We start from the raw sequence: 25,646 nt of genomic DNA, 5'->3' as shown, positions 1-25,646 counted from the left end.
CTCCCGATGCCCCCGACGGGACCGCCATGCATCCGACCGACATCACCGATCCGGACTATTTCCACAAGGTGGTCGACTGCCAGTGGGCCTGCCCGGCCCACACGCCCGTCCCGGAATACATCCGGCTGATCGCGGCGGGCCGCTACGGCGACGCCTACATGATCAATTGGCGGTCCAACGTGTTCCCCGGGATCCTCGGGCGCACCTGCGACCGGCCGTGCGAGCCCGCCTGCCGGCGCGGCCGGGTCGAGGCGGAGCCGGTGGCGATCTGCCGGCTCAAGCGAGTCGCCGCCGACTTCAAGGACGACATCCGGGCGCGGCTGCCGCAGAAGGCCGCCCGGCCGAACGGCAGGCGCATCGCGCTGGTCGGCGGCGGGCCGGCCTCGCTCACCGTGGCGCGCGACCTCGCCCCACTCGGCTACGCCTGCACGATCTTCGACCGCGAGCAGAAGCCGGGCGGCATGGTGCGCACCCAGATCCCGCGCTTCCGCCTGCCCGAGGAGGTGATCGACGAGGAGTGCGGCTACATCCTGGACCTCGGCGTCACCTTCGTCGGCGGCACCCCGGTCGACAGCCTGAAGGTGCTGCTGGAGCAGGACTTCGACGCCGTGTTCGTCGGCTGCGGCGCGCCGCGCGGCCGCGACCTCGACATCCCGGGCCGCCGCGAGGCGGCGAAGAACATCCACATCGGCATCGAGTGGCTGGCCAACGTGTCGTTCGGCCACGTCGACACGATCGGCCGCCGCGTCATCGTGCTCGGCGGCGGCAACACGGCGATGGACTGCTGCCGCTCCTCGCGCCGGCTCGGCGGCGAGGACGTCAAGGTCGTGGTGCGCTCCGGCTACGAGGAGATGAAGGCGTCCCCCTGGGAGAAGGAGGACGCCATGCACGAGGGCATCCCGATCTTCAACTTCCTCGTCCCGAAGGAGTTCACCCACGAGAACGGGCGGCTCACCGGCGTCCTGTTCGAAGAGGTGAAGCCCGAGTACGACACCAGGGGACGGCGAAAGCTGGTGCCGACCGGCGCGCCCGACCAGCACTTTCCGTGCGACGACGTGCTGGTCGCGGTCGGCCAGGAGAACGCGTTTCCGTGGATCGAGCGCGACATCGGCGTCGCCTTCGACGACCACGGCATGCCGGTGGTCGACCCGAAGACGCTGCGCTCGACCCACCCCAAGGTGTTCTTCGGCGGCGACGCGGCGTTCGGGCCGAAGAACATCATCTGGGCGGTGGCGCACGGCCACGAGGCCGCGGTCTCGATCGACAGGCTGTTGTCCGGCGAGGACATCGCCGAGCGGCCGCTGCCGGCCGTCACCGTGATCAGCCAGAAGATGGGCATCCACGAGTGGAGCTACGACAACGCGGTGTCGCCCGACCGGCGCTTCCGCGTGCCGCTGCGCGACAAGGTGGTGGCGCTCGCCGACATCCGGGCCGAGGTCGAGCTCGGCTACGACCTCGAGCTCGCGCTCAAGGAGGCGGAGCGCTGCCTGAACTGCGACGTGCAGACCGTGTTCACGACGCCCCTGTGCATCGAGTGCGACGCCTGCGCCGACATCTGCCCGATGGACTGCATCACCTTCACGGCGAACGGCGACGAGGACGAGCTGCGCACCCGCCTGCGGGCGCCTGCGCCGAACCCGGACCAGGACCTCTACGTCTCCGCCCCGCTCAAGACCACGCGGGTGATGGTGAAGGACGAGGACGTCTGCCTGCACTGCGGCCTGTGCGCCGAGCGCTGCCCGACCGGCGCCTGGGACATGCGCAAGACCCTGATCGAGACGACACACGCGGGATCGCCAGCGGGACACCCATGCCGACAGCCACGCCGATCAGCAGCATAAACAACTTCGTCGTCCGCTTCGCCAACGTGAACGGCTCCGGCTCGGCGAGCGCCAACGAGCTGTTCGCCCGCGCCGTGCTGCGCATGGGCGTGCCGGTCGCGGCCCGCAACATCTTCCCGTCCAACATCCAGGGCCTGCCGACCTGGTACGAGGTGCGCGTCTCGCAGGCCGGCTGGCTCGGCGCCCGCGGCGGCTGCGACCTGATGGTCGCCATGAACCCGCAGACCTTCGACAAGGACGTCGCCGCCATCGAGCCCGGCGGCTATCTCGTCTACGACTCGACCCGGCCGCTCGCCGCCGCGAAGCTGCGGACCGACATCACCGTGGTCGGCGTGCCGCTCACCGCGATGTGCAACGCGCGCTGGCCCGAGCCGCGGCTGCGCCAGCTGTTCAAGAACATGGTCTATCTCGGCGCGCTCTCGGCCCTGCTCGACCTCGACCGCGGAGCCGTCGAGACGCTGATCTCCGAGCAGTTCAAGGGCAAGGAGAGGCTGATCGCACCCAACATCGAGGCGGTGCGGCTGGGCCGCGAATGGGTGCTGGAGAACGTCCCCTGCCCGCTCGGCATCCGGCTGGCGCCGGCCGACGCGGTCGGCGACCGCATCTTCATCGACGGCAACGCGGCGGCGGCGCTGGGCGCCGTCTACGGCGGCGCCACGGTGTGCGCCTGGTATCCGCTGACGCCGTCCTCCTCGCTCGCCGACGCGTTCACGCGCTGGTGCGGCAAGCTCAGGATCGATCCCGACACCGGCAGGAAGCGGTACGCCATCATCCAGGCCGAGGACGAGCTCGCCTCGATCGGCATGGTGATCGGCGCCGCCTGGAACGGCGCCCGCGCCTTCACGGCGACGTCGGGGCCCGGCATCTCGCTGATGCAGGAGTTCCTGGGGCTGGCCTATTTCGCCGAGATCCCGGCCGTGGTGTTCGACGTGCAGCGCGGCGGCCCGTCGACCGGCATGCCGACCCGCACCCAGCAGTCCGATCTCCTCTGCTGCGCCTATGCCTCGCACGGCGACACCCGGCACGTGCTGCTGCTGCCCTCCGATCCCGGCGAGGCCTTCGACCTCGGCGCCGACGCCTTCGATCTCGCCGACCGGCTGCAGACGCCGATCTTCGTCATGCTCGATCTCGACATCGGCATGAACCGTCACCTCACCCGGCCCTTCGCCTGGGACGACGCCCGCAAGTACGACCGCGGCAAGGTGATGACGGCGGAGGAGCTGGAGAAGGGCCGCGACTTCGGCCGCTATCTCGACATCGACGGCGACGGCATCCCGTACCGCACCTATCCGGGCACGCATCCGACCCGCGGCGCCTACTTCACCCGCGGCACCTCGCGCGATCGCTACGCCCGCTACACCGAGGAGGGCGGCCCCTATGTCGACAACATGGAGCGGCTCCTGAAGAAGTTCGAGACGGCGAAGACGCTGGTGCCGCGCCCGGTGCGCCGGAACGCCGACCAGCCGACCCGCGCCGGGGTGATCTACTACGGCTCGACCGCGCCGCCCATGGACGAGGCGATCTCGCTCCTGGAGGCACGCGGCCTGCGCCTCGACCGGCTGCGCCTGCGCGCCTTCCCGTTCCACCAGGACGTGGTCGACTTCGTCATGGAGCACGACAGCGTGTTCGTCGTCGAGCAGAACCGCGACGCCCAGCTGCGCACCCTGATGATCGCCGAATGCGGGCTCGACCCGGCCCGCCTCGTCCCGATCCTGCATTACGACGGCACCCCGATCACGGCCCGCTTCATCGCCGCCGCCATCGGCGGCCATCTCGACGCCCGCAAGGTCACCCCGCTGCGCAAGGTGGGGGCGTGATGGGTTCAGGGCTCTCCGAAGATGGCCTCGATATCGCATCGCCCACGAAGCACGCGAACGCTCTCGATCGCGGCATCGGTCGGGCGATAGAAGATCTCGTAGGGATGAACCACGATCGACCGCAGGTCGGGCGCGAGTTCGCTCCTGCTTCGGCCTTTGCCGGGATGGTCGACGAGCGATCGACACACAGTGTCGATCGCTCGGAGCAGATTGTCCGCAGCTTTTGGGGAACCGGCGGTGGCGAGATAATCGTAGGCGTCGTCGAGGTCCTTCTCCGCCTCGGGAGACCAGAGGAGCTTTGGTCTACTGGTGGCCATTCCGCGATCGAGCCCGTGCGATGACCGCGTCGATGTCCAGCGCCCGGCCCTCGCCGGCGTGCAGCGAGCGCAGGCCGGCCGCGATGTCGGCCCGCAGCGACCGGACCTTGTCGAGATGGGACAGCAGCTCGCCGGCGATCCGCTCCTGCTCGGGCTCGGGCAGCCGCGACAGCTCGGCCAGTGCCTGCTCCGACGCTTTCACCATGGTATCCTCCCAGCGCTCGGGCCAGAACCGCCCGATCATGACCCGGCAACCGCAAATCCTGTGAACATGTTCAAGCGCATTCTGACTTCTACCACGACTGCCGCCGCCCTCACCCTCGCCCTCCTGGCCGCCGCGCCGGCGCAGGCGCAGTTCGCGCAGCCGGAGGAGGCCGTGAAGCAGCTCTACGCCTTCTACGGCACCGGCAAGACCGACCTGATGGGCCTGCCGCAGGACAAGAAGACGCTGCGGCGCTTCTTCGTCCCGGCGATCGTCCAGGGCTGGGAGAAGGCCGAGCTGATCGACGCCGACTTCTTCGTCCAGGCGCAGGACTTCGAGCTGTCCGACGTGACGGTCGCGCCGGCCGCCGTGACCGGCGACAAGGCGACCGTGGCGGTCGACCTGAAGAACATGGGCCAGCCGCTGCATCTCGACTTCGAGCTCGCCAGGGGCAAGGACGGCTGGCGCATCGCCGACGCCCGCACGCCCGCGGGCGACACCCTGCGCAAGATGCTGGCGCGCTCGCGCTGACGCGGGCCGCACCCCCGCCCCCACACCGACGAGGTGGCCGATGACGTATCTGGCGAAGCCCAAGTTCCATCACCCGCGGCTGCCGCGGAACGCCCTCGGCTACACGCATCGCGATTACGAGGGGGCGATCTCGACGCTGTGCGCCGGCTGCGGCCACGACTCGATCTCGTCCGCCGTCATCGAGGCCTGCTTCCGCCTCGCCATCGCGCCGCACCGGCTGGCCAAGCTGTCCGGCATCGGCTGCTCGTCGAAGACCCCGACCTACTTCCTCGGCCAGTCGCACGGCTTCAACTCGGTGCACGGGCGCATGCCGTCGGTGCTCACCGGCGCCAACCTCGCCAACCGCGAGCTGATCTATCTCGGCGTCTCCGGCGACGGCGACTCGGCGTCGATCGGCTTCGGCCAGTTCGCCCACGCCATCCGGCGCGGCGTCCGCATGGTCTACATCGTCGAGAACAACGGCGTGTACGGGCTCACCAAGGGCCAGTTCTCGGCGACCGCGGACCGCGGCTCGAAGTCGAAGCGCGGCACCGTCAACCGCGACGCGCCGATCGATCTCGTCGGCATCGCCCTGCAGCTCGGCGCCACCTTCGTGGCCCGCTCCTTCTCGGGCGACAAGGAGCAGCTGGTGCCGCTGATCGAGGCGGCGATCGAGCACGAGGGCGCGGCCTTCATCGACGTCGTCTCGCCCTGCGTCGCCTTCAACAACCACCCGGGCTCGACCAAGAGCTTCGACCACGTGCGGGCCCACAACGAGGCGGTGAACCGGCTCGACATCGTGCCGCCGCGCACGCCCATCGAGGTCTCCTACCCGCCCGGCACCGTGGAGATCGTCGAGCAGCACGACGGCACCCGGATCGCGCTCCACAAGCTCGCCGCCGACTACGACCCGACCGACCGGCTCGCCGCCATGAGCTACCTGCAGACGCGCTCGGCCGAGGGCCATGTCGTCACCGGCCTGCTCTATGTCGACCGCGAGCCGGAGGACCTGCACCGCCATCTCGACACGGTCGCGACCCCGCTCAACGCGCTCGGCGAGGCCGAGCTGTGCCCCGGCGCGGAAGCGCTCGACGGGATCAACGCGGCGCTGCGCTGAGGCACCGGCCACGGCGGGACGTTCGCCCGCCGCCACCCCTGGGTTGTCGCGACGCAACCGAGCGTGTCCGGAAATTTCGCGACTGTTGCATTTTTCTCGCGCCCGCGGCCACACCGCGGCGGGCCGGCCGGTACAGTCCTACAGCGTTGATGACACTGATATTTCTGTCGCGGCGGCGACGACCTGCGACATCGTGCCAGATTGCGCCGTGTTCGCGGCGCAACGCTGCGAACCTGTACAAAGCCACCGGCCGGCTGCAATTTAGAGGCTTGAAGAGTCGTTGGGGGACGTCGCTCTTCGGGTTCGACCGAGCGTCGTTGGGGGTGGTTCTTGATTGTCGTCGTGGGGCTGGCGTTCGAGGCGAAGATCGTCGCGGACGCGGGGATGCGTGTGATCTGCAGCGGCGACGGCCGCAATCTCGCCGCGTCGCTGACGCGGGCGATCGACGAGAAGTGCGGCGGGCTGATCAGCTTCGGGGTGGCCGGCGGGCTGCATCCCGATCTCGAGCCCGGCACCTGCGTGGTCGCCTCGGAAATCCTCTCCGGCACCCAGCGCTTCGCGACCGACGCGACGTGGTCGCGCAAGCTCGCCGGCACCATTCCGGACGCGGTCTGCGGCGCCATCGCCGGGGTGCCGAAGCCGGTCTCGCACACCGAGGCCAAGCGGGCCCTGCACGCCAGCACCGGCGCGCTGGCGGTCGACATGGAATCCCACATCGTCGCCGAGATCGGCGCCGCGCACGGCCTGCCGGTGGCGGCGATCCGGGTCATCACCGATCCGGCCGACCGGGCGCTCCCCAAGGCGGCGCTCGCCGCCATGCGGCCGAACGGCACCACCGACATCCTCGCCATGGTGAAGCAGGTGATGCGCCAGCCGAAGGAGCTGCCGGCGCTGATGCGCACCGCGCTCGACGCCCGCGCGGCGCGCGCCACGCTGGTGCGCGGCCGCCGCCTGCTCGGCCCCGGCCTCGGCCTCGCCGACTTCGCCGGTCCGGCGACGCCGTCCTTCAGCGGCTGACCGCGCCCCGGCCGCTCAGCCGATCGGCCGCAGCCCGGCCGCGTATTGCTTCGACCGCCGCACATAGCCGTCGGCGCCCGGCCGGATGCGGGCGACGGCCGCGTCGTCGAGCGTGCGCACCACCTTGCCGGGCGCCCCGACGATCAGCGAGCGCGGCGGATAGCTCTTGCCCTCGGGGATCACGGCGCCGGCGCCGACGATCGAGCCCTCGGCGATCACGGCCCCGTTCATCACGATGGCGCCCATGCCGATCAGGCAGTCGGAGGCGACCGTGCAGCCGTGCATGATGACGTTGTGGCCGATCACGCAGTCGGCCCCGATGGTGAGCGGGAAGCCCATGTCGGTGTGCAGGGTGGCGTTGTCCTGGACCTGCGAGCGCGGGCCGATCTCGATCCACTCGTTGTCGCCGCGCAGCACCGCGCCGAACCACACGCTCGCGTCGTCGAGCAGGCGCACCCGGCCGATCAGCACGGCGGTGTCGGCGACCCAGAAGCGGCCGGCCGGCGGCAGTTCGGGAACGAGGTCGTCCAGGGCGTAGATCGGCATTCTCGCGACTCCGGCTGGGGCGTGTCCGCTCCACCCCTACCCCGGAGACGCAGTCCGGTGAAGCGCCGGCGGTCAGCCGAACAGATGCGCGAGGCCGGCCGAGACCACCTGGACGGTCATCACCACGATGGTCCCGGACATCAGGCTCCACAGCCCGGCGATCACGGTCGCGATCATCACGAACTCGAAGCGGCGGCGCTCGATGATCCGGCCCCGCACCGTGTTGCGCATGATGATGAACGGCGCCGCGAACACCAGGAACGGCACCGCCGCGAAGCTCGAGGCGGAGGAGCCCTGCTCGAGCAGCCGGAACGAGGCCGGCCGCTGCGCCCACGCCTGATAGCCGGTGGCGATCAGCCCGGCGAAGGCGAACCCGATGGCGAGCGCCAGGAAGTTCTGGATGGACTCGGGCGACATGACACGGCTCCGCACGCGTTCGACCCCCTAGATGTGCCCCATCCGGCCCGCCGCCGCCATGCCATCGTTAAAGAACGGTTAACGGGCGGCTGCCGCCAGGTGCCGGACCGGCGCTCCCGATTGACGAATGTAAGGCATCGCCTTACACTCGTCCCATGATCCGGAACTTCAGGAGCAAGGGGCTTCGCCGTTTCGCCGAAAGCGGAGACGCCTCGAAGCTGAGTGTGCCGAACCTCGACCGGGTCCGCCGCGTGCTCGCCACCCTCGACGCGGCGACAGCGCCGGAGCAGCTGGATCTTCCGGGGTTTCGCTTCCATGTCCTGAAGGGCCGGGACAAGGGCCGGTACGCCGTCGACGCCAGCCGGAACTATCGCGTGACCTTCGGCTGGGACGGACGCGACGCTGTCGAGGTCGACCTGGAGGACTACCATTGACCACGCCGAACCCCCTCACCCGCGGTCTGCGGCCGACCCATCCGGGCGAGCTCCTCCGGGAGGACGTGCTGCCGGCCCTCGGCCGGCCGAAGGCCGAGATCGCCCGCCTGCTGCGGATCTCGCGGCAGACCCTCTACGACATCCTGGAGGAGCGCCAGCCGGTCACGCCGGGGATGGCGCTCCGCCTCGGCAAGCTGTGCGGCAACGGCCCGGACCTCTGGCTGGCGATGCAGCGCGCCTACGACCTGCGCCTCGCCGCCGAGGCGCTCGCCGAGGAGGTCGAGCGGATCCCGACGCTGACCGCGACGGAGGCCTGAGGTTCCCCACGGCGACGGGCGGTTAACGACCGCGTGGCAGACTCCGCGCCTGATTCGAGACGCATGGCGTAAGGCGTGGCGTAAGGCGTGACGTATGGTGGACGTGGCGTACGGGGGGCGGGTGCGGCCGGCACGCCGCCGGCACAGCCGCAAGGCTGCCCTCGCGATGGCCGGCTTCGTGGCGGTCGGCGCCGTCGCGGTCTCGGCCGGACTGTGGTCGCTGTGGGCACGCTGGCCGGCGACCCCGGTGGTGGCGGCGCCCGACGCGCCGCATCTGCCGGTCGTGGTGGCCGAGGAGACCTTCGTGGTGGCGCCGGGCGCGATCCGCATTGCGCTGCAGCGCCGGCCCGGCCCGCAGGAGCGCCTCGACCTCGTCTATGCCTGGCCCGGCCTGGCGCCGCCGCCGGCCCAGGAGCCGGGCGCCGCGACGCCGCCCGGCGACCGCGTCTACGTCACGGTCGCCCCGGCCGCCGGCGCCCTCGAGCCGCCCGAGCGCCTGCGCCAGATCTGGCTGCGCTACGTGCGCGACACGCTGAACCCGGCGCCCGACGGGCTGGCGCTGGTCGAGTTCCGCGACGGAACGCCCTATCAGGGCGAGGACCTCGCCTGGGAGGAGAACGCGCCGGAGAAGTTCCTGGCGCGCTGCGAGCGCCCGGCCCCCGGCCGCCCGCCGGCCACCTGCCTGTCGGAGCGGATCGTCGGCGGCGCCGTGGTGACGATGCGGTTTTCGCGCGAGTGGCTCGCCGACTGGCGCGGCGTCGCCGCCGGCTTCGACCGCCTGGTCGCGATGCTGCGGCCGAAGGCGGGGTGAGCACCCCGGTCGTTCCGGGGCGCGGCGAAAGCGCCGAGCCCGGGATCCATGATCCCTGTCTTTCGTGAGCCACTGCCGCCGGCCGTGTGGATTCCGGGCTCGCGGACCTGACGGTCCGCGCCCCGGAACGACGGCCTCGTCTACTCCAGATCCGTGCTCAGGATCGCCATCTGGAAGTTGTAGGAGCGGTCGTCGTCCTCGTCGTCGACGAACAGCACGCCGATGAACTCCTCGCCGATATAGACCTCGGCCGAATCGTCCTTCTTGGGCCGCGGCACCACGCGCAGGCGGGCATTGCCGAAGAGGCGGCGCAGATAGCCTTCGAGCTTTCGGATTTCCACGGCGTCCACGGTCGGGCTCCTTTTCCGCTGTCGGTCTCGGCGGCGGCCAGGAGCGGCGCGCCGGTGAAGTCGAGGGAGTCCATACGGGGGTCGGCGCGGTCGCGCAAGGCGCCCGCGCCGCATCGGCGATCCGCCTGGAAGGACGACCGATTTTGCTTTACAGCGGGACGACTTATACGGCTTCCGTGTGATCAACTCGGTCATTCCGGGACGGCGCGGAGCGCCGGACCCGGAATCCAGCCATAAACACGGTCGTTGCCGCTGGATTCCGGGTTCGCACCTTCGCTGCGCCCCGGAATGACCCCGAACTGATCAGGCGGAACTCGTATTACAGGCCGAGATCGCGCAACATCTGGTCCATGGCGTGGGACGGCTCGGCACAGCCGGCATCGCCGACCACCCGGGCCGGAACGCCGGCGACCGTGCTGTTGTGCGGCACCGGCCGCAGCACCACCGAGCCGGCGGCGATGCGGGCGCAGTGCCCGATCTCGATGTTGCCGAGGATCTTCGCCCCCGCCCCGATCATCACGCCGTGCCGGATCTTGGGATGGCGGTCGCCGGTCTCGTTGCCGGTGCCGCCGAGCGTGACGTGGTGCAGGATCGAGACGTCGTCGTCGACCACCGCGGTCTCGCCGACCACGAGGCCGGTGGCGTGGTCGAGGAAGATGCCGCGGCCGATCCGGGCGGCCGGATGGATGTCGGTCGAGAAGGCCGCCGACGCGCGGCTCTGCAGGTAGAGCGCGAAGTCGCGCCGGCCGCGGCTCCACAGCCAGTGCGCCAGCCGGTGCGCCTGGATGGCGTGGAAGCCCTTGTAGTAGAGCAGCGGCTCGAGGAACCGGCTGGTCGCCGGGTCGCGGTCGACGATGGCGACGATGTCGGCCCGGAACGCCTCGCCGAGATCGGGACTGGCGGCGAGCGCGTCCAGATAGGCGCCGCGGATCAGCTCGCTGCCGAAATCGGGATGGTCGAGCCGCGCGGCGACCCGGTGCACCACGGCGTCCTCCAGCCGGTCGTGGTGGAGCACGCAGGCATAGGCGAAGGAGGCGAGCTCCGGCTCGCGCCGCGCCATCGCCTCCGCCTCGACCCGGATGCGATCCCACACGGGGTCGACGCGATCGAGAGGCTTGGTCGTCCGGTCCTGGAACATGCCGATCTCCGCACCGCGCGCGGGCCTCGGCCCGCCGCGCATCGCGTCTGGACAATCATATCCCGATCGCCGTCGATCGGCACGATGCCGGTCAAATCACGGCCGGTCGGTCAGGAACTCCAGCACCGCCGCCTTGTAGGTGCGGTCGCCCACCGCCAGCATGTGGTCGCGGTCCGGGATGTCGACCATCCGGGCGCCGGGGATCAGGGCGGCGAGCGCGCGGCCCGGACCGGACACCTCGTCCTTCGTCCCGATGGCGATCAGCACCGGCGGCTCCAGCCGGCCCACCTCGGTCTGCGACAGGGTCTGGCGCGAGCCGCGGATGCAGGCCGCGAGCGCCTTCAGGTCGGACTTCGTCCGGTCGGCGAAGGCCCGGAAGGTGCGGCCCTGCGGGTCGGTCACGTCGGCGAGCGACGGCGCCTCCATGGCCTCGGCGACCGTGTCGGGCAGCCCGACGCCGTCGACCAGGTGCCAGCCGAGACCGCCCAGGATGGCGGAGCGCACCCGCTCGGGATGGTCGAGCGCCAGGAACGCCGTCACCCGCGCCCCCATCGAGTAGCCCATCACGTCCGCGCGGCCGATGCCCAGGTGGTCGAGCAGCGCCCGCACGTCGTCGGCCATCCGCTCGGTGTGGTAGTCGGCCGGATCGTAGAGCTTGGTCGAGGCGCCGTGGCCGCGCATGTCGGGCGCGATCACCCGGCGGCCCGCATGGGTGAGGGTGTGGACCCAGCGCGGGTGCACCCAGTTGGCCTCCTTGCTGGAGGCGAAGCCGTGGACGAGCACGATGGGTTCGCCCTCGCCCTTGTCCAGATAGGCGAGCTCGACGGGACCGTTCTTGAAGGAAAGCATCAGCACGACAGAGGGTTGAAGGAGCTTGTTCAGGCCGGCTGCGAGGCCGCTTGCGGGAGGGATTGCGCCACGGTGGCGCGGGCGGCACGTGCCGCCCGGCGGGCCCGCCGCCACTTGCCGAAGGCGAGGACGCGGCGGGTGGTGCGCTCGGTGAGGCTCTTCACCAGGGCGAGCGCCCAGATCAGCGACAGCAGCGCGCTGACCGACCAGTTGAACAGCGTCATCGCCCCGGTGGTCAGGACCAGGGCGGCACGGCCGCCGAGCTTCAGGATCGCCCGGGTCTTGCCGCCGTTCTTCTCGGCGACCTTGGCGAGGCGGGCGACGTCCTTGGGGCCGTCGGCGAGCTTGAGCCCGTCGAGCGCCGCGCGGGTGCCGGCCTTGGCCTGGATCTTCCCGGCGTCGCGCACGAGGTCGACCAGCGGCTCGGCCTTTTCCAGCTTCACGGCGGCCTTGAGGCCGCGCGCCGCCGCCGTGGGCTGCAGGAGCGCCGTGCCCGACACGGCCCGGCGGGCCGCCGCGAGATCGACGACGCCGCGCAGCGAGCGGGCCGTCCACACCGCGAGCCCCGCCCCCATCCTGCCGGTCTTCCAGGCGGCCTTGACCACCGAGACGCCGGCCCGGGCCGGCGCCGCGACGCCGAGCGACACATAGGTGCCGGCCGTGACGGCGAGCCCGACGCAGGCCAGCCCGAGCACCAGCTCGTCGGCCTCCGCCCCGGTGGCGAGCCGGCCGCCCTCGCGGACCGCGTCGCGGATGTCGCCGAACACGAAGAGGTCGCCGAGCAGCGTGCCGGCGAGCCCGGCGCCGTCCTCCGGCTCCCCGGTCACCAGCCCGCGGCCGAAATTCTGCGCCGTCCGCACCGCACCGGCCGCCGCCGTGTTGGCCTCGGTGACCGTCGCCACCAGCCCGGGATCGAGCGCGATGGCCCGCGACTGCGCGAGCTCGACGAAGCTCGCCGCCAGCTCGGCGTCGCCGGCGGCCAGCGCCGCCTCGATCTCGCGGCGGGCGACCTCCGGGGTGAGCGCCTTGTCGACTGCCCGGTCGGCGAGCCGGACCGGGTCGTTCTGGTCGACCAGCAGGCCGGCCGAATCGATCGCCTTGGGCGCCGCGAGCCACAGCCCGCCCGCCACCGTCGCGGCGACCAGCAGCGGCAGCGCGAGATCGCTGCGGGCCCTGCGCGTCCGCTCCGATCGATCTGGCGACACTAGGAAATCCATCTCGGTCCCGCTATGGTCCCGGTCCGGCTGCTCAGCCGGCCGACCGCTCCCGCTCACCCGGTTCGACTACACCCGGTTCGAGTACACCCGGATCACTGACAAGACGTTGCCGCAAAGGTGGAATCATGGCGGACAAGATCGTACCCCACTTCCATAACGATCCGGGCGTGGCGGCGATCGCCATCGGGGCCCGGCGGTTCATGTGCATCGGCGCCAAGCCGCCCTTCGATCATCCGCACGTCTTCCTCGATATGGGGACGGACAACGAGATCGTCTGCCCCTACTGTTCTACTCTCTACAAGTACGATGCCACGCTGCACGGGTTCGAGGCGCGCCCGCCCGAATGTGCGCTGGAGGAGAGTCGCGCCGCCTGAGGCGCCGCCCGCGTGGCCGAGTCCCGGACGATCCTGATCGCCGGCGCCGGCATCGGCGGCCTCACGGCCGCGCTGGCGCTGGCCGACCGCGGCTTCCGCGTCGTGGTGCTGGAGCAGGCCGTCCAGCTGGAGCCGACCGGCGCCGGCCTGCAGCTGTCCCCCAACGCCGCCCGGGTGCTGATCGGCCTCGGCGCCGCCGAGCGGCTCGCGGCGGTGGCGGTCGCCCCGGACGCCGTCCGGGTCCGCAACGCCGCCGGGCGCGACCTCGCCCGCATCCCGATCGGCCGGTCGCCGACCCGCTACGGCGCCCCCTACTGGGTCGCCCATCGCGGCGACCTGCACGGCGTGCTGCTCGACCTCGTCCGGGCCCGGCCCGACATCACGCTGACGCTCGGCGCCCGCGTCGACGAGTACGCCGTGCACGCCAACGGCGTCACGGTGGCGACCGCCGGGCCGAGCGTCGCCGGCGAGTTCGCGGGCCTCGCCTTGATCGGCGCCGACGGCGTGTGGTCGCGGGTGCGGGCCCGGCTGTTCGACGACGGCCCGGCGCTGCCGGCCGGACGCACGGCCTGGCGGGCGCTGCTGCCGGCCGACCGGGTCGAGCCCGAGCACCGCGCCCCGACCGTCAATCTCTGGCTCGGCCGCGGCGCCCATCTGGTCCACTATCCGGTGCGGGCCGGGGCGCTGATCAACCTGGTGGCGATCGCCGCGGACGACGAGATCGTCACCGGCTGGAGCGCGCCCGGCGACGGCGCCGAGGTGCTGCGCCGGTTCCCGGCGCACCAGTGGGCAGCGCCGGCGCGCGACCTGCTCGCCCGGCCGGAGCGCTGGCTGCGCTGGAGCCTCTACGACCGCCGGCCCGGCCGCCGCTGGGGCCGCGGCCCGGTGACGCTGCTCGGCGACGCCGTCCACCCGATGCTGCCCTTCATGGCGCAGGGCGCCGCCATGGCGATCGAGGACGCCGCCGTGCTGGCCGACGCGCTGGCCCGCCGGCCCTGGGATGCGCCGGGGGCGCTGCGCGAGTACGAGGGCCGCCGCCGCGACCGCACCGCCGCGGTCCAGCGCACGGCGCGCCGCAACGACCGGGTCTATCACCTCGGCCAGCCCGCCGCGCTGCTGCGCGACCTCGCCATGCGGACCGTGCTCGGCGGCGAGACCGTGCTGGCCCGCCACGACTGGCTCTACGCCTGGCGCCCGCCCCCCTCCTTCGACCCCGCCCCGCCCGTGCAGGCGGAGGAGTGAGGCGCGAGGGGCTCCGGCGATCGGGTCCGGACTCCGAGCAACCCTCTCCCGCGAGGGGAGAGAGAAGGAGCCGTGCAGGCCCGCTCGTCCGAACCTGTCGTCACGACGTCGTGTGCCGCGCCGCGCGCGCCCGGCGGCCCGCCCCTACCCCAGCATCAGCTTCTCGTCGTAGGAGGCCCGCGACAGGACGTGGGGGGCACCTTCGGTGATCAGCACCATGTCCTCCAGCCGCACGCCGCCGCCGCCGCGCACGCCGGGCACCCAGATCAGCGGCTCGACCGCGAACACCATGCCGGGCTCGAACTCGTAGGTCGGGGCGCCCGGCAGCGTCTCGCCGATATAGGGCGGCTCGTTGGCGCCGATGCCGACGCCGTGGGCGATGAACAGCGAGAGGAAGCGCCCGTCGAGCCCGTGCTTGCCGGCCGCCTTCACGATCGCGTCGGTGCAGTCCTTGTTGGTGCGGCCCGGCCGCATCTCGGCGATGCCGGCCATCAGGCCCTCGTAGACGGCCGTGTAGATTCGCTTCTGCTGGTCGGACGGCCGGCCGCAGATCACCGCCCGGGCGACGTCGCCGAAATAGCCGCCGAAGGCTGCGCCGATATCGATGAAGACGATGTCGCCGGAGCGGATCAACTTGTCGCCGCAGATGCGGTTGGGCGGCGCCATGTGCTCGCCGGAGGCGACGAAGGGCGTCATCACGTGCGAGTACTCGCCGCCGAGCCGGAACAGGGTGCGCATCGCCTCGCCGGCGACCTCGCATTCGCGCACCCCTTCGGCGATCGCCGCGGTGGCCGAGGCCGTGACCGCGTCGGCGATGGCGGTCGCCTCCTCCAGGAGCACGATCTCCTCGGGCAGCTTGTGCCTGCGTGCGGCGAGCATCGGCGTGTCGCCGTCCTCGATCGCGAGCTTGGGGAAATGCCGCTGCAGCGCCTTGACGAAGACGGTGTTGGACTCGTCGAGGCCGAGCTTGGCGTCGGCGAGGCCGTACTTGCGCAGCACCGGCCCGAGGATGTCCTTGACCATCCCGTCGACCAGCGCGACCTCCTCGATGATCGGGATGGTATGCGCCTCCTCGATCCACGGCATGGTGAGGTCGACGCGGTCGCGCTCGCCGCCCGAGCAGAACAGAATCGGCGCCCGGCCCTCGACCAGCAACGCGCCGTTGAGCGCCGTCGTCTTGCCGGTGATCAGTTGCGGCCGCAGGTCGGTGAGGTAGCGCTGGTTCTCGTCCTTCCAGACGAGCAGCGCGTCGAGCCCGGCCTTGCGCCGCTGCTCCTGCGCCTTGGCGATGCGCTTCTGCCGCAGCGCGGCGACGTCGAGCCGCTGCTCGTAGCCGACATTGAAGGGGCCGCGCGCATACCGATCCATGCGGACTGTCTCCTCGAAATTTTCTGGCGGTCGCGGCCGGGTCGAGCCGCCCGGGAGGGGATCCCGGGATCCGCGAGCGTTGGGGCGCGAAAAAGACTACACGAGGCCGGTGCGGACAGAACCCGCGCCCCTGCATCGCAGGCGCGCCGGAAACGGGGAGCGACGTTTTGTCGTCCCGGACGGTGCGAGGAGTGTGCGGTGCGGTAGCGAGACCGTCATTCCGGGGCGCGCTGTAAGCGCGAACCCGGAATCCAGCCGCATACTCGGCATTCCTTACTGGATTCCGGGTCCGGCGCTCCGCGCCGTCCCGGAATGACCGGAAGCTACTTCCCCGACCAGTGCACGAACCGGCGCTCGATGGTCAGGAACAGGAGGTTCAGCCCGTAGCCGAGCGCCCCGGCGGCCGCGATGGCGGCGTACATGCGGGGCATGTCGAACAGCTGCTGGGCCTCGAAGACGCTGTGGCCGAGCCCGTCCTGCGAGCCGATGAACATCTCGGCGACCACGATGATGACCAGCGCCAGCGACACGCCGTTGCGCAGGCCGACGAAGGTCTGTGGCAGCGACTCGCGCAGCATCACGTCGAACAGGACGCGCAGGCGCGACGCTCCCATCACCTTGGCGGCGAGCAGCCGGGTCTTTCGCGCGTTCATCACCCCGTAGGCGACGTTGAACAGGATCACCAGGATGGCGCCGAAGGCGGCGACCGAGATCTTGGTCTCGTCGCCCACCCCGAACAGCACCAGGAACAGCGGGAACATCGCCGAGGCCGGAGTCGAGCGGAAGAAGTCGATGACGAACTCGAGCGAGCGGTAGAGGCGCTCGGACGAGCCCAACATGATGCCGAGCGGGATGGCGATCACGGCGGCGATGACGGTCGCCATGGTGGTGCGGTAGACGGTCTTGACGAAGTCGAAGCCGAGCGCGCCGCCGTCCATGCCGGACCAGAACGCCTTGAAGGTGGCGGCCGGCGACGGCAGCAGCACCGGGTCGACCCAGCCGCGCGCCGAGACCAGCGACCAGAAGGCGAGCAGCGCGACGACGCCGACCAGCGGCAGGAACGCATCGAGCCTGCGGATCATCCTCGCCTCACCTCGCGTTGGAACACCTCCAGGCAGTGCGCCTTGAGGCGGACGAACTCCGGATCGGACAGCGTCTCGTCGCCGCGCGGGCGCGGCACGTTCACCGGCACGAAGTCGGCGACCCGGGCCGGATGGCGCGACAGCAGCAGCACCCGGTCGGCCAGATACACGGCCTCCTCCAGGTCGTGCGACACCAGCACCATGGTGGTGCCGCTCTCGACGAACAGCTTCTGCAGCTGCTCGCGCATGAACAGCGTCATCTCGTAGTCGAGCGCCGAGAACGGCTCGTCGAGAAAGAGGATCTCGGGCTCCACCACCAGCGACCGCATGATCGAGACGAGCTGCTGCTGGCCGCCCGACATCTGGTAGGGATACATGGAGAGGTCGATCTTGACGCCGAGCCGCTCGACCAGCGCCTCGGTCTTCGCCTTGCGCTCCGCCGCCGGCACCTTCATCAGCTTGAGCGGATAGGCGATGTTGTCGAAGGCGCGCATCCACGGGAACAGCGCCTCGCGGTAGTTCTGGAACACGTAGCCGAACTTGATCTCCGAGAGCAGCATCCCGTCGAACAGGATGCGGCCGGAATCGACCGGGATCAGCCCGGCGATCATGTTGATCAGCGTGCTCTTGCCGCAGCCGTTCGGCCCGAACACCGAGATCAGCTCGCCGCGCGGCAGGTCGAGGTCGAAGTCGTCGTAGATGACGGTCCTGCCGAAGCGCTTGCTCAGGCCGCGGATGGTGACGTGCGGCCGCTTGCCGGCGCCGCCGACCGGCGGGGTCGACGGGAACTCCTCCGCGTGCGGATCTGCCGGGGAGGACCGGACGGTGTCGGGGGTTGCGTCCATGATCGGCGACCTGTCGGCGTTTACGTCGATTTCGACGAGGCTCGAAACATCCCCGTCATCCTGAGGTGCTCGCCCGCAGGGCGAGCCTCGAAGGATGCGGCCCGGGCGCCTCGGCCGTCGCCCTTCGAGGCTCGGGCTGCGCCCGAGCACCTCAGGGTGACGGATCGAGGCGACGGTCACGACCGCGCCATCAGAACCCCTTCACGACCGTCTTGATGTCGATCTTCTCGGGGACGACGCCGATCGCGGTGCCGAAGTCGGCGAACTTCTGCAGGTAGCCGAGCTGCTCGGGGCTCATGTCCTTGGTCATCGTGTAGCCGAGCATCGGCACCTCGTCGACGAGGTTGTCCGGCGTCATGGTGTTCTTGGCGAGATATTTTCGCGCGTCGGCCGGGTTCTTCTTGATGTAGTCCACGGCCTCGGCCCAGCTCTCGGCGAAGCGCTTGGCGACGTCCGGACGCTTGGTGATGAAGTCGGTCGTGAAGGCGCAGCCCGCCGCGAAGGCGTCGGCCTTCGGGCTGCCGAGGATGTAGGTGGAGATCACCCCGGCCTCGACCCGCTTGGCGACGCCCATCTTCTCCATGATGGTGGCGCCCGGCTCCAGCGTATAGCCGCCGTCGAAGGTGCCGGCCTTCATGGCGTTGACGTGCTGCCCCATGTCCAGCTGGTCGATCGTGTAGTCGCCGTCCTTCAGGCCGACCTTGGCGAGCACGCCCTTGGCGGTGTTGAGGTTGGCCGGGCCCGGCGCCGACATCAGCTTGAGGCCCTTGAGGTCGGCGATCGTCTTCACCTTGTCGGCGAGCCCGGTGCGGACGACGAACTGCTCCATCTTGTATTCGGGCGTCTGGCTGTGCATCGCGATGTACATCGCGACGCCCGGCTTCTTGACGTTGGCGTTGAGGCCCTCAAGCGTCACCAGCACGGCCGAGACCTCGATCTGGTTGGTCATCAGCGCGGCGACGTTGGCCGGCCCGCCCATCAGCTTGATGGTCTCGGGCTCGATGTTGCGCTTCTTGAAGTAGCCCTTCTCGATCGCCACGAAATAGGGCAGCGACGAGGAGATCGGAAACACGCCGACCTTCACCTTGTCCTGCGCGACCGCCGGGGCGCCCGACAGGCCCCAGGCCGCCATCGCGGCAACCACCGCTGCGATCCTTCCGAAATGCTTCATGCGACGGCTCCCGTGGTTCCTGGCACTCATCGTTGGCGATTGATCGAGGTCGATCGACGGCGGGACTTCAGGTCTGTGGAGCCCGGAGCCGGCGGACCGGCTCCGGGCACTGTGTATTTCAAGCAAGGCCCGTGCCATGTGCCGGCACGGTCGAATCTGTTCTCCGCGTCCGCTCCGTCCTCCGCTCATCCCCGCGCGAGCGGGGATCCAGAGCCGCTCTGCCGTGAGGCCCCCGGGTCCCCGCCTGCGCGGGGACGAACGGAGTCCGGCGGGCCGCCTTCGCGTTCTCACTCCCCCACGTCGACGATGGCGATCACCGGGCCGCCGCCGTGCGGACCCTGATGCATGGCGTCGACCGAGACGAACACGCAGGGATCGCCGATCGCCGTCGCCGCGACGCCGCCGACCGCGCCCTTGGCGTGGCGGTGGTGATGCACGTCGGAATCGTCGAGCATGATCTGGCGGCGGCCGCGCAGGGTGCCGCGCCGGTCCGCCTCGCACTTGATGAAGACGTTGACGAGACGGCCGCCGAGATCCGCGGCGCGGGCCCGCTCCGGCAGGTCGAGGCCGGCGTCGCGGATGGCGTCGTAGATGCCGTCGATGTCGAGCGCGTCCTTCATCACCGCGTGCCCGATCCGGTAGCGGCCCCCTGCCCCCGGCTTGTTGCCGAGCAGCACGATCTGCGCCCTGGTCAGCTCGACGCCCGACGAGCAGGACGCCACCGAGGAGTAGAGATCGAGATTGCGGCAGATCTCCTCCGCCTTGGGCATCGTGATCTCGCCGAGCGCCACCGCGATGCCGAGCGCCGTGGTGCCGTTCGACACGCCCATGGAGTCGTGCACCTCGCAGGCGACGGTCTGGCCGCGGTGCTCGGCGTCGCGCACCGACTCGATGGTGAGGAGCGGCGTCTTGGTCTGGACGTAGTGGACGTCCTTCGGGTCGGCGATGCCGGCGTCGCGCATCGCGGCCTTCACGGCGGCCGCCACCTTCTCGACCATGGCGGGCCGGCCGATGTCCTCGGGCAGCAGCTCCTCGCTGAGCGAGGTGCCGATGGCGAGGCGGGCCTTGTCGGCCGGGCCGGTCGCCGGCGTGCGGGCGAACACGGTCGCGTGCGGCGTGATGACGCCGTCGCAGCCGCCCGACCACACCATCGGAATGCCGGCGATGTCGGCCTCGCTGCGCTTGCCCTTCTTCAGCAGCACGCGGCGGAACGCCTGGTCGGACAAGAGGCGCGTAAAATCGTTCACGCCGCCGTTGCCCTCGGTCTTGCCGATCACCGCGACCACCTCGTCGGCCGTGAACTGCCCGGCATCGATGCAGGCCTCGAGCCCCGAGGCATCCTGCACGCTCTTGATCTCGATCTTGGCGACTTCGATCGCCATCCTGGACTACTCCTTGTTGGACCCGGTCTCGCCGGTCGTGTTGCTCAGCTCGATCTCGTCCATGGCGCGCACGCGCCGCGCAGCATCGCCGCAAAACCCGGGCCGCGGTCGATCATCGGCAGCGGCGCGGTTCGCCGCAACCTGATTTCATCCCGCAGTGCGGCGGTGGCGGCCGTATCGGCAGCCGCAACGCCGTCCGGGCCGATGCTCAGGACCACGCCGTAGTCCTCGCGCGCCGCCACGGGCGAGACGCGGCCTTCCGTCACGTCGCGGGCCACCAGCTCCGGCTCGCGCGAAAGCGGGTCGCCCCAGCCGCCGCCGCCCGTGGTGACGACGCGGACCACCTGCCCGGCCTTCACCGGCTCGCCGTCGACCAGCCCGCCGAGCGTCTTCGCCTCGCCCTCGATGTCGACCGTGACGCAGAAGGGCTGGCCGGCCTGGCCGCCCTTGACGCCCCAGCAGCCGAGCCGCACCCGGTCGGCCGTCACGATGGTCCGGCAGTCGACCAGCGCGCGATAATGCTTCTCGTAGCCGAGCCCGCCGCGGCGGAAGCCGGCGCCGCCGGAGTCGGTGCGCAGCGCCAGCTTCTCGACGAGGAGTGGAAAGCGCGTCTCGGTGAACTCCGCCGGCTGGTTGCGCGAGTCCGGCACGATGTGGATGGCGTCGTTTCCATCCGCGTACCAGCGTCCGCCCGAGCCGCCGCCGAGCACCTCGCGCGACAGGAACGGCTTGCCGTCGCGATCGAGCCCGAAGAAGCCCGTGTATCTGATCGTCTCCTGGTCGGCCGGGATGCGGCCGTCGACGGCCTGCGCCACCGTGCCGGCGAGCAGGCACAGGCAGCGCAGCAGCACGAAGCTGCGCGCATTGGTCGGCGCCGGCCATTCGGGCGTGATCAGCGTGCCCTTCGGCGGGAAGATCACGTCGAAGACCTCGCAGACGCCTTCGTTCACGTCGATCTCGGCGGCGCGCTCCGGCGTGTCGGCGAGGTTGCGCAGGATCGGCGCGATCCACTTGATCAGGAAGGCGCCGTCGGCGTAGTCGGCCGGCCAGTTGATCGGCCCGGTGGACTGCGGATCCGTGCCGGTGAAGTCGAGCGTGATCTTCTCGCCGCGCTTGGTCAGCTTGAGCGCGATCTTGTGCAGCTTGGGATCGGTCAGGCCGTCGTGCTCGACATAGTCCTCCCAAAGATACTCGCCGTCGGCGATCTTCGGCAGCAGCTCGCGGGCGAACACGTCGCGGCACTTGTCCAGGATGGCCTGGAAGCACGCCTCGACGGTGTCGCGGCCGAAGCGTTCGAACAGCTCGGCCATGCGGCGCGCGCCCATCAGGCAGGCCTGCATCTCGGAGTCGAGATCGGCCGCCAGCATCTCGGGCACGCGGGTGTTGCGCTTGATGATGGTGAAGGCCGCCTCGTTGCGCACGCCTTCGGAGTAGAACTTGATCGGCGGCACGGCGAGGCCTTCCTCGAACACCGAGGTCGCCGTGCCCGGCATCGAGCCCGGCACCCGGCCGCCGATGTCGTCGTGGTGGCCGAAGGCCTGGATGAACGCCACCACCTCGCCGTCGTGGAACACCGGCACGGTCGAGCACAGATCGGGCAGATGGCCGATCGAGCCCTCGGTCAGATAGGTGTCGTTCATCAGATAGACGTCGCCCGGCCGCATGGTCTCGACCGGGAAGTCGCGCACCACGGCATTGGGCATAGCCGAATAGGAGCGGCCGGTGAGCTTGCGGCAACGCCGGTCGAACAGCCCGACCCGGTAGTCGTGCGCCTCGCGGATCATCGGCGAGCGCGCCGTGCGCTCGATCGCATACTCGATCTCCGCCTCGATCGAGTTGAGGGTCCCCTCGACGATCTGCAGGACGATCGGATCGACGACGGCCTTGTTCGAGATCACGTCGCGCGGCTGCATGGTCATCGTCCGGCCTCCCCGCTCGCGGCGCGAATGATCAGGATCCCGTGCGGGTCGACGGTGAGCGTCTGCCCCGGGAACACCACCGTGGTGGAGCCGAACTCCTCGACCACCAGCGGGCCGGAGATCGTCTCGCCCGGCGCCAGCGTGGCACGGGAAACGATCGGCGTGTCGACGAAGGCGCCGTCGAACCACACCGGCCGGCGCGCCGGCGCCGGCGCGGCGCCGCTGCGCGCGGCGAGCCGCGGCATCGCCGGACGCTCGATCACGCCGAAGCCCGACACCGTGAGATTGACCAGCTCGATCGTCTGGCGGCCCCGATAGTCGTAGCCGAAGGTCTTTCGATGCGCGGCGTGGAAGGCGTCGATCAGGCCGGCCACGAAGGCCTCGTCCACCGGACCGGCGGGGGCGACGACGCGCACCTCCATCGACTGGCCGGCATAGCGGAGATCCGCCTCGCGCACGAGCCGCACGCGGTCCGCCGGGATGCCGTCGCGCTCCAGCGTTCGTCGCGCGTCCTCATCGAGCCCCTCGTAAATCGCGGCGAGCGCCGCGACGTCGATCGCGCGCTCGGGCATCACCCGGGTGACGAGGTGATCGGTGCGCCAGTCGACCGCCAGCAGGCCGAAGGCCGAGAGGTTGCCGGGGTTCGGCGGCACGATGCAGGCCTTCATGCCGATCAGCGCCATCACGGCGGGCGACTGCGCCGGCCCCGATCCGCCGAACGACAGCAGCGCGAAGTCGCGCGGATCGATGCCGCGCTGGATGGTCATCTGGCGGATGGCGTTGGCCTGGTTCCAGTTGGCGATCTCGACGATGCCCTCGGCGAGGCGCTCGGGCGTCATGTCGCCGGGCAACCGTGCGGCGAGGGCCGCGAGACCGGCGCGCGCCCGCGCGCGGTCGAGCGGAATGCCGCCGCCGATCAGCGCCGGCGGGATGCGGCCGAGCACCAGATTGGCGTCCGTGATGGTCGGCTCGCTGCCGCCGTTCGGGTAGCACATCGGCCCCGGATCGGCGCCGGCCGACTTCGGCCCGACCTTCAGATGGCCCTCGCGCGAGATCCACGCGATCGAGCCGCCGCCGGTGCCGATGGTCTTGATGTCGATCATCGGCAGCCGCACCGGGAACGGGCCGACCGAGCCGCCATTGGTGACGCTCGGCCGGCCGCCCTCGATCAGGCAGAGGTCGGTCGAGGTGCCGCCGGCGTCGAGCGTCACCAGATCCGGGAAGCCGGCGATCTCGGCGATCACGGCGGAGCCGAGCGCGCCGGCGGCCGGGCCGGAGAGCGCCGTGGTGATCGGCTTCTTCATCACCTGCTCGGCGCCGGCGACGCCGCCCGAGGACTGCATCACCAGGAACGGCACCTGCCGCAGCTCGGGCCCGAGCTCGTCGGCGATGCGGCGCAGGTAGCGGCCGACATGCGGCTTCACGAAGGCGTCGACCAGCGTCGTGACGGTGCGCTCGTACTCGCGATACTCCGGCAGCACCTCGCAGGAGAGCGACAGCACCGCCTCGGGATATTCCTCCGCCACGATCGCGGCGACGCGGCGCTCGTGATCCGGGTTGGCATAGGCATGGATCAGGCAGATGCCGATCGCCTGGACGTCCTGGGCCCTGAAGGCGCGCGCCGCGGCGCGCACGCTCTCCTCGTCGAGCGGCCGCAGCTCGCGGCCGAGAAAGTCCATGCGGCCGCCGACCTCGCGCACGCGGTGCAGCGGCACGAGGCGATCGGGCTTCACCCAGAAATACGAATTGCCGTAGCCGTCCGGCACCGACTGGCGGGCGATCTCCAGCACGTGCCGGAAGCCCGCGGTGACGATCAGGCCGAGCGAGTCGATGGCGCCCTGCAGGAGCGCGTTGGTCGCCACCGTGGTGCCGTGGGCGAGGCCCGCCACGTCCTCGATCCCGGCGTCGCCCGCCTTCAGGATCTCGACCACGCCGCGCACCAGGCCGATCGCCGGATTCCTGGGCGTCGAGGCGACCTTGGTGACCCGCATGGCGCCAGAGGCGGCGTCGACCGCGACGATGTCCGTGAAGGTGCCGCCGGTGTCGATGCCGATCCGCAGCTGTGGGTGCGTCGCGCCATGCTCAGTCGCGCGGTGCGTCATCGCGGGCCGTCTCCTGTGTCGCGCACCCGAACACGGGCGCGAGGTCCGACAGCGAAACTATGCGAAGCGCAGATGTCCTTGTCCAAGCGGGATTGGCGAAGCCATTATCGGAAAAACCGATGGCGCGTGTTGACGTGACATTGGCCGTGGTGACCGCATCCTCCGTCATTCCGGGCCGCGCGCGCCAGCGCGTGGACCCGGAATCCAGCGCCATGCACCGCGGTTGCCGCTGGATTCCGGGTTCGCGCCTTCGGCGCGCCCCGGAATGACGGGCGGCCTCACCCCACCAGCGCCGCCTTGACCACGGCGAAGTGGCTCTCCTTGCGGCGCGACAGGGCCTGGCGGCGGCGGTAGAGGTTCATGCGGATGTTGCGGGGCGGGGCGATCGGCAGGGCGCGCAGCACGCCGAGCGCCACCTCGACGTCGACGCAGGCGCGCGGCACGATGGCGAGCCCCCTGCCCGACTGCACGATCACCTTGATGGTCTCGATGTTGTCGGCGACGGCGAGGATGTTGGGGCGGATGCCGAGCTCGGCGAACATCGCGTGGACGACGCGGCCGTAGCCGACCGACAGCTCGCTCATCACGATCGGCTCCAGCACCAGCCGGCCGAGGTCGACGGCGCGGGTGCCGCGGGCGAGCGGGTGCGAGGGATGCGCGATCAGGGTCAGCTCGGCCTCGGCGAGCGGCTCGAACACGATGCCGGGCGGCACGTGCTCGGGATCGGACTCGATCGCGAGGCCGGCGTCGATCTTCTCCTCGGCGAGCAGCTCGAAGATGGTCCGGGTCGGCGCCGTGAGGATGTCCAGCCGCACGGTGCGGAGCTGGTCGGGCACGTCGCGGAACAGCTTCGGGATCACGATCTGGGCCATGCCGGAGCCCATGGCCAGCGTGAAGGTCTCCGACGGCGCGCGCTTGAGCCGCCGGGCGATGTCGCCGAGGCTGTCGAAGTCGCCGACGACGCGCTCGGCCTCGTAGAAGAAGGTGCGGCCGGCCTCGGTCACCTCGATGCCGCGCGGCGTCCGGCGGAACAGCGAGAATCCGATGCTCTCCTCCAGGAGCCGCACCTGCTCGCTCACCGCCGACTGCGACACGTTCAGCCGCTCGGCGGCGCGGGTGAAGCTGCGCTCGCGGGCGACGCTCAGCGCGTAGCGGATCTGACGGAGCTCCATCGCGATGTCCTCACGCCCCGGACCGTTTCGCGGACGCCGCCCGACTTCTCCGCTCGTGCCCGCGCAGGCGCATAGGCGCCACTATGAAA

At 70.7% G+C, this 25,646-nt stretch carries 26 protein-coding genes; 10 read left to right on the top strand and 16 right to left on the bottom strand.

What is annotated here, in order from left to right; genetic code table 11:
- Positions 1-26: 26 nt before the first annotated feature.
- Together J2S22_RS12530 and J2S22_RS12525 are read left to right on the top strand one after the other, a co-directional pair.
- Complete coding sequence (locus J2S22_RS12530) at positions 27-1,841, top strand: FAD-dependent oxidoreductase (protein ID WP_272778955.1); 1,815 nt, start codon at positions 27-29, stop codon at positions 1,839-1,841.
- Complete coding sequence (locus tag J2S22_RS12525) at positions 1,811-3,658, top strand: 2-oxoacid:acceptor oxidoreductase subunit alpha (protein WP_272778956.1); 1,848 nt, start codon at positions 1,811-1,813, stop codon at positions 3,656-3,658. The genes J2S22_RS12530 and J2S22_RS12525 overlap by 31 nt, the downstream gene beginning before the upstream one ends.
- A gap of 5 nt (positions 3,659-3,663) precedes the next feature.
- On the opposite strand, the gene J2S22_RS12520 is transcribed toward J2S22_RS12525, so the two are convergent.
- Together J2S22_RS12520 and J2S22_RS12515 are read right to left on the bottom strand one after the other, a co-directional pair.
- Entirely contained in the window at positions 3,664-3,975 is a 312-nt protein-coding gene (locus J2S22_RS12520; protein ID WP_272778957.1) for a type II toxin-antitoxin system RelE/ParE family toxin, read from the bottom strand.
- A complete protein-coding gene (locus J2S22_RS12515) occupies positions 3,962-4,180 on the bottom strand; it encodes a hypothetical protein (protein WP_272778958.1) in 219 nt (72 codons plus the stop codon). The genes J2S22_RS12520 and J2S22_RS12515 overlap by 14 nt, the downstream gene beginning before the upstream one ends.
- A 66-nt stretch (positions 4,181-4,246) precedes the next feature.
- Between J2S22_RS12515 and J2S22_RS12510 the strand changes: the two genes are divergently transcribed.
- From J2S22_RS12510 to J2S22_RS12500, 3 genes are all read left to right on the top strand, one after another.
- Positions 4,247-4,708 (top strand): DUF3828 domain-containing protein, encoded by a 462-nt coding sequence (locus tag J2S22_RS12510; RefSeq protein ID WP_272778959.1) that lies wholly within the window; start codon positions 4,247-4,249, stop codon positions 4,706-4,708.
- Positions 4,709-4,748: 40 nt separating this feature from the next.
- Positions 4,749-5,804, top strand: a complete 1,056-nt coding sequence (locus J2S22_RS12505; RefSeq protein WP_272778960.1) for a 2-oxoacid:ferredoxin oxidoreductase subunit beta — start codon at positions 4,749-4,751, stop codon at positions 5,802-5,804.
- Positions 5,805-6,134: 330 nt separating this feature from the next.
- Positions 6,135-6,821: a phosphorylase gene (locus J2S22_RS12500; RefSeq protein WP_272778961.1), complete on the top strand. Its 687-nt coding sequence runs from the start codon at positions 6,135-6,137 to the stop codon at positions 6,819-6,821.
- 15 nt (positions 6,822-6,836) lie between these two features.
- Here the strand turns inward: J2S22_RS12500 and J2S22_RS12495 are convergent, their stop codons facing one another.
- Complete coding sequence (locus J2S22_RS12495) at positions 6,837-7,367, bottom strand: gamma carbonic anhydrase family protein (protein WP_272778962.1); 531 nt, start codon at positions 7,365-7,367, stop codon at positions 6,837-6,839.
- Positions 7,368-7,439: 72 nt separating this feature from the next.
- Entirely contained in the window at positions 7,440-7,784 is a 345-nt protein-coding gene (locus J2S22_RS12490; protein WP_272778963.1) for a DUF6949 family protein, read from the bottom strand.
- Positions 7,785-8,008: 224 nt separating this feature from the next.
- Here J2S22_RS12490 and J2S22_RS12485 point away from each other — a divergent pair, with 224 nt between their 5' ends.
- From J2S22_RS12485 to J2S22_RS12475, 3 genes are all read left to right on the top strand, one after another.
- Entirely contained in the window at positions 8,009-8,218 is a 210-nt protein-coding gene (locus J2S22_RS12485) for a type II toxin-antitoxin system RelE/ParE family toxin (RefSeq protein WP_272778964.1), read from the top strand.
- Entirely contained in the window at positions 8,215-8,535 is a 321-nt protein-coding gene (locus J2S22_RS12480) for a HigA family addiction module antitoxin (RefSeq protein ID WP_272778965.1), read from the top strand. Before J2S22_RS12485 ends, J2S22_RS12480 begins: the two co-directional genes overlap by 4 nt.
- A 94-nt stretch (positions 8,536-8,629) precedes the next feature.
- A complete protein-coding gene (locus J2S22_RS12475) occupies positions 8,630-9,346 on the top strand; it encodes a hypothetical protein (protein WP_272778966.1) in 717 nt (238 codons plus the stop codon).
- Between the two features lie 140 nt (positions 9,347-9,486).
- On the opposite strand, the gene J2S22_RS12470 is transcribed toward J2S22_RS12475, so the two are convergent.
- From J2S22_RS12470 to J2S22_RS12455, 4 genes are all read right to left on the bottom strand, one after another.
- The gene (locus J2S22_RS12470; protein ID WP_111357593.1) at positions 9,487-9,696 is read right to left on the bottom strand and encodes a DUF3126 family protein; all 210 of its coding nucleotides are present in this window, start codon (positions 9,694-9,696) and stop codon (positions 9,487-9,489) included.
- A gap of 319 nt (positions 9,697-10,015) precedes the next feature.
- Entirely contained in the window at positions 10,016-10,834 is an 819-nt protein-coding gene (gene cysE, locus J2S22_RS12465; RefSeq protein WP_272840387.1) for a serine O-acetyltransferase, read from the bottom strand.
- 96 nt (positions 10,835-10,930) lie between these two features.
- On the bottom strand, positions 10,931-11,683 hold the full coding sequence (locus tag J2S22_RS12460) for an alpha/beta fold hydrolase (protein WP_272840388.1): 753 nt from the start codon (positions 11,681-11,683) through the stop codon (positions 10,931-10,933).
- Between the two features lie 29 nt (positions 11,684-11,712).
- Positions 11,713-12,888, bottom strand: coding sequence for a hypothetical protein (locus tag J2S22_RS12455; protein ID WP_272840389.1), 1,176 nt, complete (start codon positions 12,886-12,888; stop codon positions 11,713-11,715).
- A gap of 137 nt (positions 12,889-13,025) precedes the next feature.
- Between J2S22_RS12455 and J2S22_RS12450 the strand changes: the two genes are divergently transcribed.
- Together J2S22_RS12450 and J2S22_RS12445 are read left to right on the top strand one after the other, a co-directional pair.
- Positions 13,026-13,274 (top strand): zinc-finger domain-containing protein, encoded by a 249-nt coding sequence (locus J2S22_RS12450; RefSeq protein WP_272780008.1) that lies wholly within the window; start codon positions 13,026-13,028, stop codon positions 13,272-13,274.
- A gap of 12 nt (positions 13,275-13,286) precedes the next feature.
- Complete coding sequence (locus J2S22_RS12445; protein WP_272780009.1) at positions 13,287-14,516, top strand: FAD-dependent monooxygenase; 1,230 nt, start codon at positions 13,287-13,289, stop codon at positions 14,514-14,516.
- 144 nt (positions 14,517-14,660) lie between these two features.
- Here J2S22_RS12445 and J2S22_RS12440 read toward each other — a convergent pair whose 3' ends face one another.
- The 8 genes from J2S22_RS12440 to J2S22_RS12405 all read right to left on the bottom strand — a co-directional run bounded on the left by J2S22_RS12440 (position 14,661) and on the right by J2S22_RS12405 (position 25,557).
- The gene (locus J2S22_RS12440; RefSeq protein WP_272780010.1) at positions 14,661-15,884 is read right to left on the bottom strand and encodes a M24 family metallopeptidase; all 1,224 of its coding nucleotides are present in this window, start codon (positions 15,882-15,884) and stop codon (positions 14,661-14,663) included.
- 323 nt (positions 15,885-16,207) lie between these two features.
- Positions 16,208-16,966, bottom strand: a complete 759-nt coding sequence (locus J2S22_RS12435; protein ID WP_272780011.1) for an ABC transporter permease — start codon at positions 16,964-16,966, stop codon at positions 16,208-16,210.
- Positions 16,963-17,811: an ABC transporter ATP-binding protein gene (locus J2S22_RS12430; RefSeq protein WP_272780012.1), complete on the bottom strand. Its 849-nt coding sequence runs from the start codon at positions 17,809-17,811 to the stop codon at positions 16,963-16,965. The genes J2S22_RS12435 and J2S22_RS12430 overlap by 4 nt, the downstream gene beginning before the upstream one ends.
- 190 nt (positions 17,812-18,001) lie before the next feature.
- Positions 18,002-18,982, bottom strand: a complete 981-nt coding sequence (locus tag J2S22_RS12425) for an ABC transporter substrate-binding protein (RefSeq protein ID WP_272780013.1) — start codon at positions 18,980-18,982, stop codon at positions 18,002-18,004.
- Positions 18,983-19,269: 287 nt separating this feature from the next.
- A complete protein-coding gene (gene atzD / locus J2S22_RS12420) occupies positions 19,270-20,364 on the bottom strand; it encodes a cyanuric acid amidohydrolase (protein ID WP_272780014.1) in 1,095 nt (364 codons plus the stop codon).
- Positions 20,365-20,408: 44 nt separating this feature from the next.
- Positions 20,409-22,283, bottom strand: coding sequence for a hydantoinase B/oxoprolinase family protein (locus tag J2S22_RS12415; protein ID WP_272780015.1), 1,875 nt, complete (start codon positions 22,281-22,283; stop codon positions 20,409-20,411).
- Positions 22,280-24,385: a hydantoinase/oxoprolinase family protein gene (locus tag J2S22_RS12410; RefSeq protein ID WP_272780016.1), complete on the bottom strand. Its 2,106-nt coding sequence runs from the start codon at positions 24,383-24,385 to the stop codon at positions 22,280-22,282. The genes J2S22_RS12415 and J2S22_RS12410 overlap by 4 nt, the downstream gene beginning before the upstream one ends.
- A gap of 278 nt (positions 24,386-24,663) precedes the next feature.
- Positions 24,664-25,557 (bottom strand): LysR family transcriptional regulator, encoded by an 894-nt coding sequence (locus J2S22_RS12405; protein ID WP_272780017.1) that lies wholly within the window; start codon positions 25,555-25,557, stop codon positions 24,664-24,666.
- Between the last annotated feature and the right edge of the window lie 89 nt (positions 25,558-25,646).

Source organism: Rhodoplanes tepidamans (assembly GCF_030813915.1).
In the GTDB taxonomy this organism is placed as follows: domain Bacteria; phylum Pseudomonadota; class Alphaproteobacteria; order Rhizobiales; family Xanthobacteraceae; genus Rhodoplanes; species Rhodoplanes tepidamans.
This window is presented reverse-complemented; position numbering and strand designations above follow the sequence as displayed.